At 49.9% G+C, this 15,622-nt stretch carries 15 protein-coding genes; 9 read left to right on the top strand and 6 right to left on the bottom strand.

The window, feature by feature from the left end:
• Nucleotides 1-54: 54 nt before the first annotated feature.
• On the bottom strand, nucleotides 55-1,179 hold the full coding sequence (locus tag MHI45_RS22930; protein ID WP_083675573.1) for a sensor histidine kinase: 1,125 nt from the start codon (nucleotides 1,177-1,179) through the stop codon (nucleotides 55-57).
• Nucleotides 1,180-1,198: 19 nt separating this feature from the next.
• Nucleotides 1,199-1,894 carry a response regulator transcription factor gene (locus MHI45_RS22925; RefSeq protein WP_076110285.1) on the bottom strand — a complete coding sequence of 232 codons (696 nt, stop codon included), beginning with the start codon at nucleotides 1,892-1,894 and terminating at the stop codon, nucleotides 1,199-1,201.
• Between the two features lie 208 nt (nucleotides 1,895-2,102).
• Here MHI45_RS22925 and MHI45_RS22920 point away from each other — a divergent pair, with 208 nt between their 5' ends.
• From MHI45_RS22920 to sstT, 3 genes are all read left to right on the top strand, one after another.
• Nucleotides 2,103-2,639, top strand: coding sequence for a ClbS/DfsB family four-helix bundle protein (locus MHI45_RS22920; RefSeq protein WP_076110284.1), 537 nt, complete (start codon nucleotides 2,103-2,105; stop codon nucleotides 2,637-2,639).
• Nucleotides 2,632-2,784, top strand: a complete 153-nt coding sequence (locus MHI45_RS22915) for a hypothetical protein (RefSeq protein WP_179091723.1) — start codon at nucleotides 2,632-2,634, stop codon at nucleotides 2,782-2,784. The genes MHI45_RS22920 and MHI45_RS22915 overlap by 8 nt, the downstream gene beginning before the upstream one ends.
• A gap of 253 nt (nucleotides 2,785-3,037) precedes the next feature.
• Nucleotides 3,038-4,270 (top strand): serine/threonine transporter SstT, encoded by a 1,233-nt coding sequence (gene sstT, locus MHI45_RS22910; RefSeq protein WP_076110283.1) that lies wholly within the window; start codon nucleotides 3,038-3,040, stop codon nucleotides 4,268-4,270.
• 195 nt (nucleotides 4,271-4,465) lie between these two features.
• On the opposite strand, the gene MHI45_RS22905 is transcribed toward sstT, so the two are convergent.
• Nucleotides 4,466-5,467 carry a MerR family transcriptional regulator gene (locus tag MHI45_RS22905; RefSeq protein ID WP_076110282.1) on the bottom strand — a complete coding sequence of 334 codons (1,002 nt, stop codon included), beginning with the start codon at nucleotides 5,465-5,467 and terminating at the stop codon, nucleotides 4,466-4,468.
• A 133-nt stretch (nucleotides 5,468-5,600) separates the two neighbouring features.
• Here MHI45_RS22905 and MHI45_RS22900 point away from each other — a divergent pair, with 133 nt between their 5' ends.
• From MHI45_RS22900 to MHI45_RS22890, 3 genes are read left to right on the top strand one after another with little or no spacing between them, the layout of a single operon-like run.
• The gene (locus MHI45_RS22900) at nucleotides 5,601-6,605 is read left to right on the top strand and encodes an ABC transporter ATP-binding protein (protein WP_076110281.1); all 1,005 of its coding nucleotides are present in this window, start codon (nucleotides 5,601-5,603) and stop codon (nucleotides 6,603-6,605) included.
• Nucleotides 6,602-7,393 (top strand): ABC-2 family transporter protein, encoded by a 792-nt coding sequence (locus MHI45_RS22895; RefSeq protein ID WP_341119485.1) that lies wholly within the window; start codon nucleotides 6,602-6,604, stop codon nucleotides 7,391-7,393. Before MHI45_RS22900 ends, MHI45_RS22895 begins: the two co-directional genes overlap by 4 nt.
• Nucleotides 7,394-7,395: 2 nt before the next feature.
• The gene (locus tag MHI45_RS22890) at nucleotides 7,396-8,187 is read left to right on the top strand and encodes an ABC transporter permease (protein ID WP_076110279.1); all 792 of its coding nucleotides are present in this window, start codon (nucleotides 7,396-7,398) and stop codon (nucleotides 8,185-8,187) included.
• 175 nt (nucleotides 8,188-8,362) lie between these two features.
• Here MHI45_RS22890 and MHI45_RS22885 read toward each other — a convergent pair whose 3' ends face one another.
• Entirely contained in the window at nucleotides 8,363-9,268 is a 906-nt protein-coding gene (locus MHI45_RS22885; RefSeq protein WP_076110278.1) for a GNAT family N-acetyltransferase, read from the bottom strand.
• A gap of 191 nt (nucleotides 9,269-9,459) precedes the next feature.
• On the opposite strand from MHI45_RS22885, the gene MHI45_RS22880 reads away from it, so the two are divergent.
• Nucleotides 9,460-10,446, top strand: coding sequence for a DUF4003 family protein (locus MHI45_RS22880; protein WP_076110277.1), 987 nt, complete (start codon nucleotides 9,460-9,462; stop codon nucleotides 10,444-10,446).
• On the top strand, nucleotides 10,446-10,916 hold the full coding sequence (locus MHI45_RS22875; protein WP_076110276.1) for a GNAT family N-acetyltransferase: 471 nt from the start codon (nucleotides 10,446-10,448) through the stop codon (nucleotides 10,914-10,916). The genes MHI45_RS22880 and MHI45_RS22875 overlap by 1 nt, the downstream gene beginning before the upstream one ends.
• Nucleotides 10,917-10,965: 49 nt before the next feature.
• On the opposite strand, the gene MHI45_RS22870 is transcribed toward MHI45_RS22875, so the two are convergent.
• Entirely contained in the window at nucleotides 10,966-13,494 is a 2,529-nt protein-coding gene (locus MHI45_RS22870) for an ABC transporter permease (protein WP_076110275.1), read from the bottom strand.
• A 13-nt stretch (nucleotides 13,495-13,507) separates the two neighbouring features.
• Nucleotides 13,508-14,209 (bottom strand): ABC transporter ATP-binding protein, encoded by a 702-nt coding sequence (locus MHI45_RS22865; protein ID WP_076110274.1) that lies wholly within the window; start codon nucleotides 14,207-14,209, stop codon nucleotides 13,508-13,510.
• Nucleotides 14,210-14,442: 233 nt separating this feature from the next.
• On the opposite strand from MHI45_RS22865, the gene MHI45_RS22860 reads away from it, so the two are divergent.
• Nucleotides 14,443-15,603 carry a hypothetical protein gene (locus tag MHI45_RS22860; protein ID WP_076110273.1) on the top strand — a complete coding sequence of 387 codons (1,161 nt, stop codon included), beginning with the start codon at nucleotides 14,443-14,445 and terminating at the stop codon, nucleotides 15,601-15,603.
• Nucleotides 15,604-15,622 lie beyond the last annotated feature (19 nt).

Here is a 15,622-nt window from a genome sequence, read left to right as displayed (position 1 = left end):
TTCATCCTTAAGGTATGAGAATCTACTATTCTTCCAGGGACAGGGTGAATAATCTCACCTGTCTCCGTATGGAATCAATGTGGTAACCGTGAATCCCCGCTTGCCGTCTGCAATCACAGTCCCGCTTACCGCCGCCGTCCGCTCTTCCATTCCGCTTAGTCCAATCCCCTTGATGATCCTGGCCGCCCCTCGACCATTGTCGGAGACAACAGCCTTAATATACTGCTTGAGTACCCTGATCTCGACATGCACTGCTGAAGCCACAGCATATTTAGCTGTATTGGTCAGCGCTTCGGATACATTCTTATGTATAATTCCCCATTGCAGCGGAGTAATGACCTCCATGTCACCAGCATGTACAACTGATGTCATCAGACCTGCCTGAGCACCAAAGGACTCCACAGCCTTATTTAAGCGGTGCAGACCCAGCTGTTCTGTGGCCGGCTTGTTATTGTGCAGCGTGAGCCGGATTTCTTCAATACCCTGCTTGGAGATGTTTATAGCGTTCTGAAGTAATCCTCCTGCTGTTACAGGATCGGTGCTTAACAGCCTCTTCGCTGCCTCCATCTGGATCAGCGCACCGGTCATCGAATGCCCGATACCGTCATGAATTTCCTGAGTCAGCCGGTTACGCTCCTCCAGCTTGACTGTGTACTCCGAGGTTTTGATCAAGTCATGGCTCTCCAGCAGATGTTTGGCCTTCTGCTCCAGGTCCGTGCGCAGCTGCTCCAGTTCTCTGGACTGTGTGCAGACCTTAGCCACCGCTTGTCTCAGCACCGTATAGCTGAGAAAGCTCAGTACAGCAAGGCCGCTGTAGAGAACAAGCATGGAAGGGGGCAGGTAGAGCATCGGCAATAGCACCAGCAGTAGTCCCGCAGACAACCCCCACCTGCTTCTGGCGCTGCGGAATTCCGCGAATTCATAGACAATAAGCGGAAACAGCATCCAGAAAGACGGATGTGTGTAAATTGCACAGCCTATAAGATAGACCATGAGCAGCAGAAGAAGTGCCTGCCGGAACAAAGCAGTATGCACAATTGAGATCAGCAGATTCATGGCAATGTAGATCAGAACAAGCAGCACCAGCCAGCGATCAGGCTCCACAACTGTGAAATATGCCGTAAAGATGACCAACAGCAGCAGCAGTATTTTGTTGCCGGCTATCCATAATTGCATCATGCAGCCACCATCCTTTCGCTCAGCGGGCCTGTCCCTTCAGATAATAGATGGCGATCTGGGTACGGTGCTGCAGCGCCGTCTTATTCAGAATCGAGGTAATATAATTGGCGGTTGTTCCTTCGGAAATAAACAGCTGGCCGGAGATCTCTTTATTTGACAAGCCCTTGGCAATCAGCGCCATCACCTCCAGCTCCCGCTTGGTGAACAGAGTACGGTCAAAGGGTCCAGCCCCAAAAGGAGTGGTGTGCAAAGACTCTTCCTGCGGGCTAATCGCTGAGGACTTCGGTGTTTCTGACGTCTCTGTCATCGTAGCCCTCAGCTTATCCAGCATCACATCCTGAATCACGTTGTTCCCGGCCTGCACACTCTTAATAGCATCACGGATACGCTCCGGATCATTGTTCTTGAGCAGATAGCCCTTTGCCCCGAAACGGATGGCATCAAGGATATAGGCATCATCATCGAATGTCGTTAAGATGAGCGGCTTGGTCGCCGTCTCTAACACCAGCAGCCTTGCCGCTTCCACGCCATTCATGTTTGGCATGCGCACATCAAGCAGTGCCACATCAACCTCATGCGTCCGACAATAATCAACGGCAGTTCGGCCATCCCCTACCGTATCCAGCACCTCAAACTCTTCAAATGTGTTCAATATAATCTTCATCCCCTCACGGATGAAGGAATTATCATCAGCAATCAGCACCCGGATCTTCATGAAGCAGACTCTCCTCTAACAGATTTCAAAGGAATCTCCAAAATAGAAGATCCTGAATCAGACCCCCTCATTATACATGTTATTCCATTTACAATGTGAATAAGTGTATTTAGAAACTATTATTCCCTTTAAGAGCAGTAAGCTTGAAATATGACATACTGCCGTCACTGCTCTATGGTATAACTAGAATAAAAACGAGGTGTGTGCTGTGGCAAGCTATGAATATTCGTCCAAAGAGGAACTAATCGAGACCATTCATTCCAAATATGTGCTGCTGGATGCAGAATTTGACGGGATCGACGACAGCCAGAGGGATGCTAGAATACCTGAGGTGGATAAAACACCCGCCGAAATTATCGCCTACCAGCTTGGCTGGCTTCCGCTTGTCATGGGCTGGGACAAGGATGAACGGGAAGGCCATGAGGTACACATGCCGTCACCCGGCTATAAATGGAACCAGCTTGGCGGACTTTACCAGTCCTTCTACGAGCAATATGCCGCATTATCCCTCGCCGAGCTGCGAGACCTATTCCGTCAGAGGGAGCAGGAGTGGCTGGAATGGATCGGTACGTTAACCGAAGAAGAGCTGTTCACCCAAGGCACCCGCAAATGGACCGGCAGCAAGGACAACTGGCCGATGGCCCGCTGGATTCACATCAATTCAGTCGCCCCGTTCACCAACTTCCGCGCCAAAATCAGAAAGTGGAAGAAACACAGTGCAGAGGGGAACCAGGGTAATGCATAAAGATACCTTTGTTATTCTTGAGCTTGTGGATCAGGCTGCGGGATTCTCCATTGCCTCATCCAAAGCATTAATCACTTCGAGAGAGGATCTCTACCTGCTGGACTATTTGCTGAAACCGGATTTTATATTGAAGGAAGAGCGTTAAGCTCGTTATTGGAGCAAGCCATAGAGTCCCGTTTACTCCCCCCAATCGGGTAAGTGGCTAAATGGACATTTGCACCTGATAAGCCGCCCATTATCAGCGGAACACTATCAATTTGCGGAGGATCGGATAACGGTGTGCAAATTTTTACAGTTGCACACAATCGACATTTTTCGTGATAAACTTACATACACTGCCGCGATAAAGCAGGAGTCAGGGCTTAGTTATATTTCCATATTGAAACCGGGGGGAAGTAATGAAAACAGCATTGCTCAAGTGGAACCAAGTGAGCCTGGTACAACGAATACTTGTGGGGATTGTAGTTGGTATAATTTTGGCTGTATCCATTCCTGATGCAACAGGGGTCAGCATTTTCGGCTCTTTGTTTGTACAGGCATTAAAGGCAGTCGCACCTGTATTGGTCTTGCTCTTAGTCATGTCGGCCATATCCAAACATAAAAAAGGCCAACAAACGAATATGAAAGCGATTCTTGCTCTGTATGGTTTAAGTACATTTTTAGCAGGGCTGATTGCAGTTATCGTAAGTTTTATGTTTCCGGTACGCTTATCACTTGTAACGGGTGTGAGCGGCCTGACTCCACCTGATGGAATTGTAGAAGTACTCAAAGCATTGCTGTTTAATGTGGCCGATAACCCGGTAAACGCCCTAATGAATGCCAACTATATCGGTATCCTGACATGGGCTATATTACTTGGCTTTGCTCTTAGAAATGCTAATGATAACACCAAAGACACGCTTACTTCTTTTTCAGATGCTGTCTCGCAAATCGTCAAGTGGGTAATCAGCTTGGCACCCTTAGGTATCATGGGTCTTGTCTTTGATTCTGTTACAGCAAAGGGACTTTCATCCCTGCTTGATTACGGTAAACTACTTCTTGTTCTCATTGGATGTATGTTATTTATGGCACTTGTGATTAACCCGTTAATTGTATATCTGAATATTCGTAGAAATCCTTACCCCCTTGTTTTCCATTGCCTGAAGGAAAGTGGGATTACCGCATTCTTCACTCGCAGCTCAGCCGCAAACATTCCCATCAACATGAGATTATGTGAAAAGCTCAATCTGGATGCAGATACGTATTCTGTGTCCATTCCCTTAGGTGCCACGATTAATATGGCTGGTGCAGCTGTTACGATTTCTGTCTTGACCCTCGCTGCTGTTCACACGGTCGGCATTGAAGTGGATTTTGGTATGGCGCTTGTTCTTAGCGTGCTGTCTGCTATATCTGCTGCAGGTGCCTCAGGTGTTGCCGGAGGATCGCTCTTACTGATTCCTCTAGCATGCAGCGTCTTTGGCATTCCGAATGATATTGCGATTCAAGTCGTTGGTGTAGGTTTCATTATCGGTGTTCTGCAGGACTCTTTCGAGACTGCGCTTAACTCATCTTCCGACTTACTATTCACAGCAACCGCTGAATATGCAAAAAACCGCAAAGAAGGCGTGGAATTTGTGATTAATACCCAATAAATAAATGTAGATAAAAACAAGCAGGAGACCTTGGGCTCCTGCTTGTTTATTGTTCCCGGTTGGATTGGGTTTCTACGAAAAGCTGCTGAATGAGGAAAACGGTATTCCCAATGGATTTTATTCCTCACGGGAATCTCAGCAAGTGAAGGTTGCTATCTTGAGATGGCTATCGGGTGGTGAACAATTGGAGCCTTCCTATCTAATCTCCACTACAATTTGTTTGATTGCAGCTGCGCTTATAGTCAGGCTGGCAAGGGTGTCCAGCCAATGATCGCCTGCGCTGACAAATTCAATTTCCAAATCCGCCGCAGGCTGGTTAAGCGCAAGAACGGCTCCGGCGCTGTTGCCACTGTCGAAAATGAGCATACTGCGCTGGATGGCGGATATGCTGTAATGATTTTGCCTGAGCATATAGATGATGCGTAGCCTTGCAATTTCTTCATCTCCATAGACGCGGGATTGATCAGGCTGCCGCGGAACACAGATCAGCCCGTTGCGCTCCCAATTGCGCAGCACTTCCGGTGTGACTCCTAACAAAGAGGCGGCTTCCTTATGGCTATACACATTCCCTGTGCCGGGCAACTGGCCTTTCTCGGTCCAATTCTTAAGCAGCGACGCTGTTTCCAGTGCAGAGGCGTATTCCTTCTCCAATAGATGCTGATAGGCTTCAGCATTGGTTAACGCCAGCTCCACATCCCATGATTTAAGGGCAGCTGCAACCGAAAAGGCGGTGTTTCTTAGAGTGCGGTTGGTGTAGGGGGTACCGAAGATCAATCGGCAAACCCGAAGCTGTGTAAGATGTCTGTATGTAAACTGCCGATAGCGGTTTTCCGTGCGTTCTACTGGTGAGATCAGCCCTATTTTTTCATAAAACCTTATCGTATTGGGATGTACGCCCAGCTCCTGAGCGATTTGTCCTGTCCTATAAAATGCTTCACCGGATGTATTAAGAATCGGCTTGGGCTTCGCGGGTGATTCACCGGGGATAAACTTCATAATCTCTCCAATGTCACAAGCAAGCGCTGTGCAAATCCGGGCCAGAACGCCAAGATCGGGACGCTTAATTTCATTGGTGATATACAGATTCAGCTGACTTCTCTGAACGTGCGCAAGCTGAGCCAGCTTCCCGCTGTCAATGCCTTTCCTGCTCATGACTGACCCAAGGATAATATCGAAGTGTCCCCACTGTTCCGGCATGCAACAACCCCCTCTGGAAAAAAGATACAACTGTTATACCACAGAAAACAACAGCTATCAAATAGAACCCTCCAGTTTTGCACCACCCCTCCCCCGGCATGATAAACTCCTGTCATCAAAGGAGGATGAATCTATGGCGTATCATATCGAAGCAAATGGATTATCAAAAACATATCGTATTCCGGTCAGGGAAGCTGGCCTTCGTTCGGCGTTCGGCAGCTTGTTCCGTCCGCAGTTTAATGAGGTTAAGGCTGTAGACGAGGTGAGCTTTGCCATAGAACGCGGCGAAATGGTCGGGTTCATCGGGCCGAATGGCGCAGGCAAGACCACGACACTCAAAATGCTCTCCGGGCTGCTCTACCCGACTTCAGGCAGTGCAACGGCGGCAGGATTTACCCCCTGGCAGCGCAAACCCCAATATCTCAAGAAGATCAGCATGCTCATGGGCAATCGCAGCCAAATGCAGTGGAATAACACCGTGTATGATACGATGCACATTTTCAAAGAGATCTACGGAGTGCCCACAGCGGATTTCAAAAGACATCTTGCAGAGCTTGGGGACATGTTCGATGTAGGTAAGCTTATGCAAAAGCGAGCACGCAACCTCTCGCTCGGTGAACGGTCCAAATGCGAATTTATTGTCACCCTTCTGCATAAGCCGGAAATCCTGTATCTGGATGAGCCGACACTTGGGATGGACGTGACAATGCAATTAAGGCTGCGGCAATATATGAAGGAATATAACCAGAAATTTGGTACAACGGTTATTCTGACAAGCCATTATATGTCCGATATCACTTCGCTTTGCTCCAGGGTGATGCTGATCAACGGCGGACATTTGGTCTATGACGGTAAGCTGTCCAGCCTGACGGACAAGATCACACCGTACCGGATCATCAAGCTGACCCTTGAAGAAGAGAATCCTCCGCTGAGCCCGGAGAGCCTTCAGATAGATGGAATTCCCGCAGAATGGATTGAGAATAGCGGGAATGAACATACCCTCCGGGTAAAGAAAGAGGATGTCGTGAGGGCCAGCGGAATGCTGATGAGCAGGTATATCCTCATTGATTTCGGAATCGCTGATCCCCCCATTGAATCAGTGATTGACACCATATATGCAGAGGGGATCACCGTATGAATATCCGCGGCGGAATAGCGATGATTCGGGGCCAGCTCTTCAATTTCATGTCGGAAAAAGGATTCTTCTGGACGCTTGCACTCGGCTGGATGATCGGGCCTGTGATCTATATGATCGTCTGGTCGACGGCTGCGTCATCCGGCACAATCGGGGGATATGACAGGAATGCCTTTGTTCTATACTATCTGTGCCTCATCCTCATCAATCAAATGACGTATCCGACGACACACTGGTCAACGGCTCAAGCGATACATAATGGCTCGATATCCTCAGCGCTGCTGCGTCCGTTGCCTCTTATTTATGGAGCGGTCGGACAAGAAGCGGCTGTCAAAATGGTATGCATCCCGTTTGTTGCAGTTGTGGTTACGCTGCTCGGGTTATTGCTGGGCGTGCAGGCCAGTTTTACATTTGTGTCCATAGCTGCCGGCCTTGCGGCCCTTATGCTTGCACTCATGATTCGCCTTCTGCTCGCCTACATCCTGTCCCTTCTCGCTTTTTGGACACAGCATTCCTCGGCACTGCTCAGTGTCAACGATACCTTCATCTTTCTGTTCGGCGGACAGGTGGCTCCGCTTGCCTTGTTCCCCGGCCAGCTTAACCAGCTTACGCATTTTCTGCCCTACCGGTACATGATCTCTTTCCCGGTGGAGGCGCTTATGGGCACATTACACCGTGAGAGCATGATCCGGGGCTTCACCATGCAACTGCTCTGGACTGCTGTATTGATGCTTGTGTGTTATGGTGTAAACCGGTACGGCCAGCGTAAATATTCGGCAGTGGGGGGATAATCATGAGATATTTCAGACTAATCTTCACCTTCATGAAGGCGGCGTTTCAGAATGAGTCAGCATATCGGCTGAACTTTGTTATGAATTTTTTAAGTGCGGTGTTAGGTCTGGCAGGCGGTATTGGGGGAATTTATATTCTCTACGTCAACAATGAGGTCCTTAACGGCTGGACGATGCCGGAGACTCTGGCTGTGCTCGGCGTTTACATGCTGGTGCAAGCCGTAAAAAATGTTGTGATCGGCCCCAGCATGAATAAGCTTGGCGGCATGGACGGCGAGATTGAAAGCGGGACGTTTGATTATACCCTATTGAAACCTATATCGACCCAATATTATATCAGTGTGCGGGAATGGTCTCTCTGGTCGATTTTGCATATCGCCGTTGCCACAGGTGTAATCCTTTTCGCGATAGACGGCATGAACAGCGAAATTACCCTCCTAGCCGCTGCTCAGTTTCTGCTTGCACTAGTTATTTCACTCGGAATTCTGTATTCCGTGATGCTGATTCTGAGCTCTGTCGCTTTTTGGTACAGAGGGACCTACATGTTGTGGATTATGGAAGATATCCTGCAAGCGGGAAGGTATCCGATCGGCATCTATCCGCGCCCGCTCCGGTTGGTCTTGACATGGGTGCTGCCTGTCGGGTTCATTGTATCGGTTCCGGCTGAAGCACTTGTCCAGAAAGCTGAGCCCCTCATGCTTGCGGCAGGGGCCGTGCTTATGGTCATCCTTTTTACAGTTGCGACACTCTTCTTCAACCGCAGCCTCCACAAGTATTCCAGCGCATCCAGCTGAACAACCAATTTGGATGATCCCGACGAAAAGCTTGGCTGGAAGCACATCGCTGCCTGGTTGTTCCACTTTTACGATGGCAGCTTCCCAGTTGTATAATTCGCTTTGAAGCGTAATCGCTCTAACTCTTATACGACGTAAAGAGAACGTCCATTTCAGGATGTTCTCTTTACGTATTTTAATCGATTGCATAGCCGATCGTCAGGATGAACCCGTACAGCTCGTAGCCAATCTGAGTATATAGGCGAATGGCCTTCTGATTGTTTCCATGTGTGCCCAAGGTGGCGATTGATTTGCCCTGCTGCTTCAGATGCTCCAGAGCTGTGCATATCACGCTCCGGGCGACGCCTTGTTTCTGCCATTCCGGTATGACAAAAACACTTTCCGTTGCGCCCCGCTCATCCGTGATGCGCCATGTGGACGTGTTGCCGATCAATTGATTGCCAGCAAACGCACAAAAATTGACCATTTCCGGCGATCCCTGCATCCAGCGTAAATGGTTCATACTCCACGCGACACCGTCAAAGGAAGCGAGCTCAGCTTGATGGTACTGTTCCAAAGCCTCGCTGTTATCTAGTAGAAATGGCAGCACCTGCACCCCCTCCGGTAAAGAATAGCGGGGAATGTCCTGACTGAGGTCGAATCTAAATACGACAATCGTGTCCCGGATGGTAAATCCGCGGGCCAGGTAGTAGCTCAAATCCTTGAGATTATCCGCATCTAAATATTCAGCCAATACAATGCGCTTGTCCGGATGCTCGGCTTTAATTTCTCTGGACCGTATAATTAACGCATCCGTCAGGGCATCTTTGATCTGTTCATCCTCAACACCGTCCGCAAATAGGATTTGAAACTTTAGATATCGGATGAAATCCTTATCTTCATCATGTCCGGCCGCATGAAAGGTCTCATGCTCCATCAGGTGGGCAACCGCAATAATTTTATCTTCCCCATTCACTGCGCATAACATATTTCTCTTATCCAGATCGCCATGATACAGATAGGTCATATTAAGAACAAAATCCAGGCTCCCGATCTGCTCCGCATCTTCTTCTTTCGGATTTCGGATTACAAAGTCCTTCATTACTAGCATCGCCCTCCAATTTTCTCGGGTACCGCTTACTTTCCTAATTCAATATTGACTGAGTACACTGCACCCGGCAAGGTAGACTTTAAATATAGTCATCTATAGCTTTCGTTTTTCTTCATTTTTGCATGGTATAGTAAAATATCTAAATAGGAAATAAAACACAGTTTAGTGAGAGGTGGTTGCTAATGAAGGAGCCGTATACAGCAAGGCTTGTGCTGTTCGCACAAAACGCACAAAGTATCAAAAAGGAGTTCCCTTGGCAAAATGCGCTGGTCAGCCGGTTAGCGGCATTACTGTACACAACAGAGGATAAGGTTGCAGATGAAGGGGCGATCCGCGCCAGCTATGAGCTGATCAAGGAGAACACCGGCCTCTTCTCCTCATTCAGGGGGTCTTCTGCAATCAGCATTTCTGCCCTGCTCTCCCTTTCTGCCGACAGGGAAGGACAGCTTAGAAACACGCTGTCCGTATATGACATGTTGAAGGATATCAAATTCTATGGCTCCGATTACCTGGTCGTGGCGGCTTATCAAATTGCCGCAAACCAAGCGCCGGATCAATATCTGCGCACGGTAGAGCGGGCAAAGCGGTTTTATGACTACATGAAGGCGAAGCACCGTTTCCTCACGGGGCAGGATGATTACATCTTCGCCGCCATGCTCGGCCTGTCCGATATCGATATCGAAAGCGGCGTGGAACGGATGGAGCAGCTTTATGCCACGCTTAAGCCCGAATTCCGGTCCGGCAACAGCGTGCAAGCCTTGACACAAGTACTGGTTCTTGGCAATCAAGCCAAGGCGGCGGCGGACCGTGTACTGGCCTTACGCGATGCCTTCCTTGCACAGAACATCCGCATGGACAAGCAATTCACCCTCTCTTCGCTTGGCGTGCTGTCCCTGCTTCCCCTAAGCAGGGAAGACATTGTGAACGATGTCTCCGGGACCTTCGAATTTCTCCGCACGCAAAAGGGGTTCGGCAAATGGTCGATCACCGAGCAGGAGCTGCTGCTGCTGTCTGCTGCGCTGGCAGCGATCAAAGCGGTGGATGAAGTGCAAAACGGTATCCTGAACACGGTGCTCTCCACCAGCATTACCAACATTATCATTGCCCAGCAGACTGCAATCACCGCAGCTGCAGTTGCTTCGGCTGCCGCGGCGGCCTCGTCAAGCTGATGACGGGGGAAGATCGGGAGCGCATACGCCGGATCACAACCAGAACGGAAGCTCTGCTATCCGGTCTATTGGACATTTGGGAAGCATCGGTACGCCTTACCCATCATTTTCTCTCCGAACAGGATATCGCTGCTCTTCGGCCTGTGGTTCTTGAAGGACTCCGGGAAATCGGCCATTTGCTTGTGTTCACCGATGAACAGGAGCAGCCGCTGGGCTTCATAGGGGTGCAGGATCATAAGATTGAGATGCTGTTCGTAGCCCCTGAGGCGATGGGGCAAGGCATCGGCAGAAAGCTGGTTGCCCGGGTTTTTGAAGCACTGGATGTACACGAGGTGGACGTGAATGAGCAGAATCCCCAAGCTGCAGGGTTCTACGAGCATATGGGATTTCAAGTGTTTGACCGGTCTGCATTGGATGGGCAGGGAAATCCTTTTCCTATCCTGCATATGAAATTATCGTCCCTTATTTGACAAAAAGCCAGCCGATATCGGCTGGCTTTGCTCATATTGTTATCAAGCGTTATTCCACTGACTTGAGCGCCTCAATCATATGAATCCGTTTGAGCTTGATATGCATGAAAACCATAACAATCCCCGAGAACAACAAGGTTAACAGCGCGGCATACACATAGCTGGGCCACTTGATAATTGGGGCGAACATCGTCGCATCCAGCTCAGCCGTCCTCAGAACGAAGCTGTGCAGCAATATGCCGAGGCCGGAACCGGCCACAATGCCGAGCACACTCAGCAGAATATTCTCGCGGTAAATATACAACGTTACTTCCTTATCATAAAAGCCCAGCACCTTGATCGTCGACAGCTCGCGGATCCGCTCGGACACATTGATATTGGTTAAGTTGTAAAGTACGACAAAAGCCAGTGCCGCCGCTGACACAATGAGCACCAAGGTTACAACGTCCATGCTCTTCATGGTATCGTCGAAGGCGGAGCCTACACTGCTGGAGAAGCTGACCGCAGCAACACGCTCACTAGCCGTCAGCTTTTCACTGAGTCCGTCTTCCCAGGCTGCATCCTGCACGCCATAGTTCAGCAGTTCTGTGTTGAATACCGGTTCTTTCCCGAATACAGAAGAATAATACGCCGGTGTCATGTACACATAGTGCATCACATAGTTCTCCGTAATCCCCGCGACCTGAATCTTGAAGGTTTCGTTCTTGTTGTCCACGACGGTCAACTTGTCGCCCGGCTCAACCCCGTACAGCTTAGCCAGCTTCTCCGAGACAATAGCCCCCTCGTCCGTAAGCTTCCGCCCTTCTCCACTTGTCCGGTCCCGCAGCTCCACATAGTCGGATAAAGAATCAACGGATGCTGGTATGAACAAATTCACATCCTGGTCATTTACACCGCTGGCACGTGCGGTCATCGTTTCCTGCGCCACATTCAGCGTCCCGGTAATGGCGGACTCACCGGTGATCAACTGCTCATAGGCATCCCGTGAACCGGCAGGCACATCATCATGCAGCGCTACAAGCGCATCATATTTCATAATCGTGCCGAATTGCTCTCCGGCGATGCTGCCGATCGAGTCCTTGAGGCCAAACCCGGTCAGGATCAGCGCCGTACAGCCAGCTACACCGAACACAGTCATGAACATCCGCTGCTTGTAGCGGAACAGATTCCGTGCGGTAACCTTCTGGACAAAATTCAGCCGTTTCCAGACAAAGGATACCCGCTCCAATATAATCCGCTGCCCGCTCTTCGGTGCCTTCGGACGCATCAATACAGAAGCGTTGCTGCGCAGCTCTACCCGGGAAGCAATCCAAGCCGTGAGCGTAGTGCAAATTAGCGCCACAATAACGGAGAGGATGGAATACGAAGGATAGAAGCTTTTAACGATATCCGGCAGGTTATAGAGCGAACTGTACGCATTATAGATAATGGTAGGCAACAGGGTGAAGCCCACGGCAAGCCCAACCACCGAAGCCGCCAGACTGGCAAGCGTGCCATAGACCATGAATTTGGCCATAATGTCACGGTTGCCATAACCAAGCGCTTTAAGTGTTCCGATCTGCAGGCGGTGCTCCTCAACCATCCGTGTCATGGTCGTCAGGCTGACCAGCGCAGCAATCAGGAAAAAGAACACCGGAAACACGCTCGCAATCGCCGACAACCGGTCAGCGTTATCTTTATATTCGGTATACCCCGGACTTACATTCCGGTCTGTGACATAGATTTTGGGCAACTCCAGCCCCGCGAGCTGCTGCTTGGCAGCAGCCACCTCCAGGGGGCCGCCGGACAACGCTTTCCCGCCTTCCGCCCGCAGCTCCGCAAGCCGCGCTTCCGGCACGCCGGATAGCGCCTGCTCCACCGCTTGGGTATGCTGTTCGATCAGCGCCTCATACTTCGGCGAATAAGCCTTCAGCCCGGCAGTATCCGTGAAAGACAAGTAGGCTTCCGTATAAACCGGCAGCTTAAAGTCTGCCTCCGGGATAGCGGCGAACGCATCCGCCGTGCCTTTGCCAATCGTACTGGTCCCCCGGTTGTTCTTCTCAATAAACTGGGGGCTCCGCACAAAGCCCACTACGGTATAATCCAGTGTCCCGAAGTCGTCTGACAGCTCCGTATCCTTACCGTTTCCGCTAAACGTTACCTTGTCTCCCAGCGCATATTCTCCGGCCAGCACGTCATCCAGCACGATTTCTCCGGAATGCTCCGGTAGATGTCCTTCGATCATGCGGTATTGGTTAAGCGTTGCATCTGTATTGTAGGAAAAGACCTTAAGGATCAAAGCATTGTCTCCGGCGAACACATCCGCGCTGTAACCCGGCTGAATCTCACCGATCCCCGGCACATCCTTCAGCAGCTTAAGGTTGTCTTCGGTCAAACCGTAGGTGCTCTGCACTTTCAGATCCATCAGCCCCGTCTCCCGGTAAAAGGTTCCGGCGGTATCCAGCATATCCGGCCCGGCTGCCTTGATCCCTGAGAAAAAGCTGACGCCCAGCATAATAATTGCAAATATTGAAATAAAGCGGGCCTTGGTGTGCCCGATTTCACGAAAAATATCTTTCCATAGCGCTCGTTTTTTCATGGATGCCTTCTCCTTACCATTCGATATCGTCAACGGATACCGGCGAAGGATTGGTTACCATCTTCCGTACCTTAGCGTTGTTGATCTCAATGACCCGGTCTGCCATCGGGGCAATCGCCAGATTATGCGTGATTACGATGACCGTAGTTCCGGTATTGCGGCAGGTATCCTGCAGCAGCTTCAGCACCTGCTTGCCGGTGTTGTAGTCAAGTGCGCCTGTCGGCTCGTCGCAGAGCAGCAGCTTCGGCTGCTTAGCCAGCGCTCTGGCAATCGCGACGCGTTGCTGCTCACCGCCGGACAGCTGAGCCGGGAAATTATCCAGCCGCGCCCCCAGTCCTACATCCTCCAGCACCTTACGCGCATCCAAGGCACGCGGGGAAATCTGCGAAGCAAGCTCGACATTCTCCAGCGTTGTCAGATTGGGCACCAGGTTGTAGAACTGAAACACAAAACCCACGTCATTGCGGCGGTAGCCTGTTAACTCCCTGGCACTGAACTTTGCAATGTCCGTACCGTCCACAATGACCTGACCTTCGTCAGCGGAATCCATTCCGCCAAGAATATTAAGCACGGTCGATTTACCCGCGCCGCTGGGACCGACAATGACGGCAAATTCACCTTTATTAATCTCAAAATCAATCCCGTCGTTGGCGACAATCACATTCTCGCCCATCCTGTAACGCTTGTACTCACCCTTTACGGCAACAAAGCTCATGCCTCATCCTCCTGTCTCTATCCGGACCAAGCCAGTTATCACTCTATGTACATTTCAATACGCTGTCCGGTGCGGCTGCATATGGTTTAAGTTTATCACAAATACAAAGTTGAGGCCCGCCGGGGCTCGGCAGGATCAGCGGATCCGGCATCGTGTGATTTGTTATAGGAGAGGCCGTATGCTAAGTTAGCAATATCTGTTTATATCATTTTATTTTGCTAGGAGGCCGTGAAATGGATTACGCCAAGTCAAAAGCTGCCCTTGCAGACGAAGCAGCTTCATACGTCGAGAACTATAAAAAGTACGCATGGTTTCATCAGCCCCGCTCCATTTATGAGCTGGACACACTGAAACTTCTCCAGGTCAAACAGATCACAACCTACGAGCCTTTAAAAGAATTCGCAAATCTCAAGAAGCTTGAATTCGGCACCACAAATTCCAGGCTGACCCTGCCTGATCTTGCCGGCCTGGACTCCGCTACGAGTCTGGAACATCTAAGCTTCATAAGTAAAACAACGATTAAAAAGAATATAGAGACCCTTTCCCGGCTTGAGCATCTGGAATCTCTGCAAATGTTCTATGTCCAGCACACGCTGCCCGATCAATTACTGTCCCCTCTTAAATCCTTAAAGTCGGTCAGTTTCTCCAAGCATAATTATGACAGTCAAACCGTTCTCCCGGACAGCCTGGAGACTATCAGTATGAGCTTTGATGAGATTGAGGCTGTGCCAGGCTTTGCACCCGCCGCGGGTGTGAAGAAGGTTTCTTTGGGAGGGCAAACCTGCCAGCTGGAAAGCCTAGATTCATTCGGGGTTTTTCCAAATGTAGAGGAAATCAGATTGATCGCTCCTAAAAAGCTTGTGGATCTTTCATATGTTTCACAGCTGAGGAAACTGAAGGTTCTGGACGCTAATTTTGCTGCCGCAAGTGACCTAAGTCCCTTCTACCAGCATGACAGCATTGAGGAAATACGGCTTAGAGGCTCATCTGTGGAGAGTTTTCAAGAAATGGGGATTTGTCCAAACCTAAAAACATTGTATCTGGAAAAAACAAAACTGAATTCCATCGAAGGCATACGGGAGCAATTCCCCCATTTGGAGCTGCTTTGGATATGGGGAACCAAGGTAAAGAATCTGGAAGCACTGACCGGGATGTCGTCGTTAATCAACCTGGATCTGACTATGCTCAAGCCAAAATCATGGGAATTCATCTCCACCCTGACCGGGCTTGAAACACTGGATTTATGCAAAACCTCATTTTCGGATCCCAGCCTACTCCTGAACCTCCCTCATTTGAAGAAGCTCAGACTGTCAGGAAGCAATGTTGACTCCCAGTCTAGTGAATATAAGGAATTAGAAGAGGAAATAACCGGGCGAAACGGTAAGCTGAGTTAGTAATGAACCTGACCGCCAG

Source organism: Paenibacillus sp. FSL H3-0321, assembly GCF_038002865.1.
GTDB lineage: Bacteria > Bacillota > Bacilli > Paenibacillales > Paenibacillaceae > Paenibacillus_AQ.
Note: the sequence above shows the minus strand (reverse complement) of the source record. Positions and strands in the feature narration are given on the sequence as shown.

What these genes read in the sequence shown, in the direction of transcription:
- MHI45_RS22930 (WP_083675573.1), bottom strand. Translation starts at nt 1,179, where the DNA reads ATGATGCAATTATGGATAGCCGGCAACAAAATACTGCTGCTGCTGTTG.
- MHI45_RS22925 (WP_076110285.1), bottom strand. Translation starts at nt 1,894, where the DNA reads ATGAAGATCCGGGTGCTGATTGCTGATGATAATTCCTTCATCCGTGAG.
- MHI45_RS22915 (WP_179091723.1), top strand. Translation starts at nt 2,632, where the DNA reads ATGCATAAAGATACCTTTGTTATTCTTGAGCTTGTGGATCAGGCTGCG.
- sstT (WP_076110283.1), top strand. Translation starts at nt 3,038, where the DNA reads ATGAAAACAGCATTGCTCAAGTGGAACCAAGTGAGCCTGGTACAACGA.
- MHI45_RS22905 (WP_076110282.1), bottom strand. Translation starts at nt 5,467, where the DNA reads ATGCCGGAACAGTGGGGACACTTCGATATTATCCTTGGGTCAGTCATG.
- MHI45_RS22900 (WP_076110281.1), top strand. Translation starts at nt 5,601, where the DNA reads ATGGCGTATCATATCGAAGCAAATGGATTATCAAAAACATATCGTATT.
- MHI45_RS22895 (WP_341119485.1), top strand. Translation starts at nt 6,602, where the DNA reads ATGAATATCCGCGGCGGAATAGCGATGATTCGGGGCCAGCTCTTCAAT.
- MHI45_RS22890 (WP_076110279.1), top strand. Translation starts at nt 7,396, where the DNA reads ATGAGATATTTCAGACTAATCTTCACCTTCATGAAGGCGGCGTTTCAG.
- MHI45_RS22885 (WP_076110278.1), bottom strand. Translation starts at nt 9,268, where the DNA reads ATGAAGGACTTTGTAATCCGAAATCCGAAAGAAGAAGATGCGGAGCAG.
- MHI45_RS22880 (WP_076110277.1), top strand. Translation starts at nt 9,460, where the DNA reads ATGAAGGAGCCGTATACAGCAAGGCTTGTGCTGTTCGCACAAAACGCA.
- MHI45_RS22875 (WP_076110276.1), top strand. Translation starts at nt 10,446, where the DNA reads ATGACGGGGGAAGATCGGGAGCGCATACGCCGGATCACAACCAGAACG.
- MHI45_RS22870 (WP_076110275.1), bottom strand. Translation starts at nt 13,494, where the DNA reads ATGAAAAAACGAGCGCTATGGAAAGATATTTTTCGTGAAATCGGGCAC.
- MHI45_RS22865 (WP_076110274.1), bottom strand. Translation starts at nt 14,209, where the DNA reads ATGAGCTTTGTTGCCGTAAAGGGTGAGTACAAGCGTTACAGGATGGGC.
- MHI45_RS22860 (WP_076110273.1), top strand. Translation starts at nt 14,443, where the DNA reads ATGGATTACGCCAAGTCAAAAGCTGCCCTTGCAGACGAAGCAGCTTCA.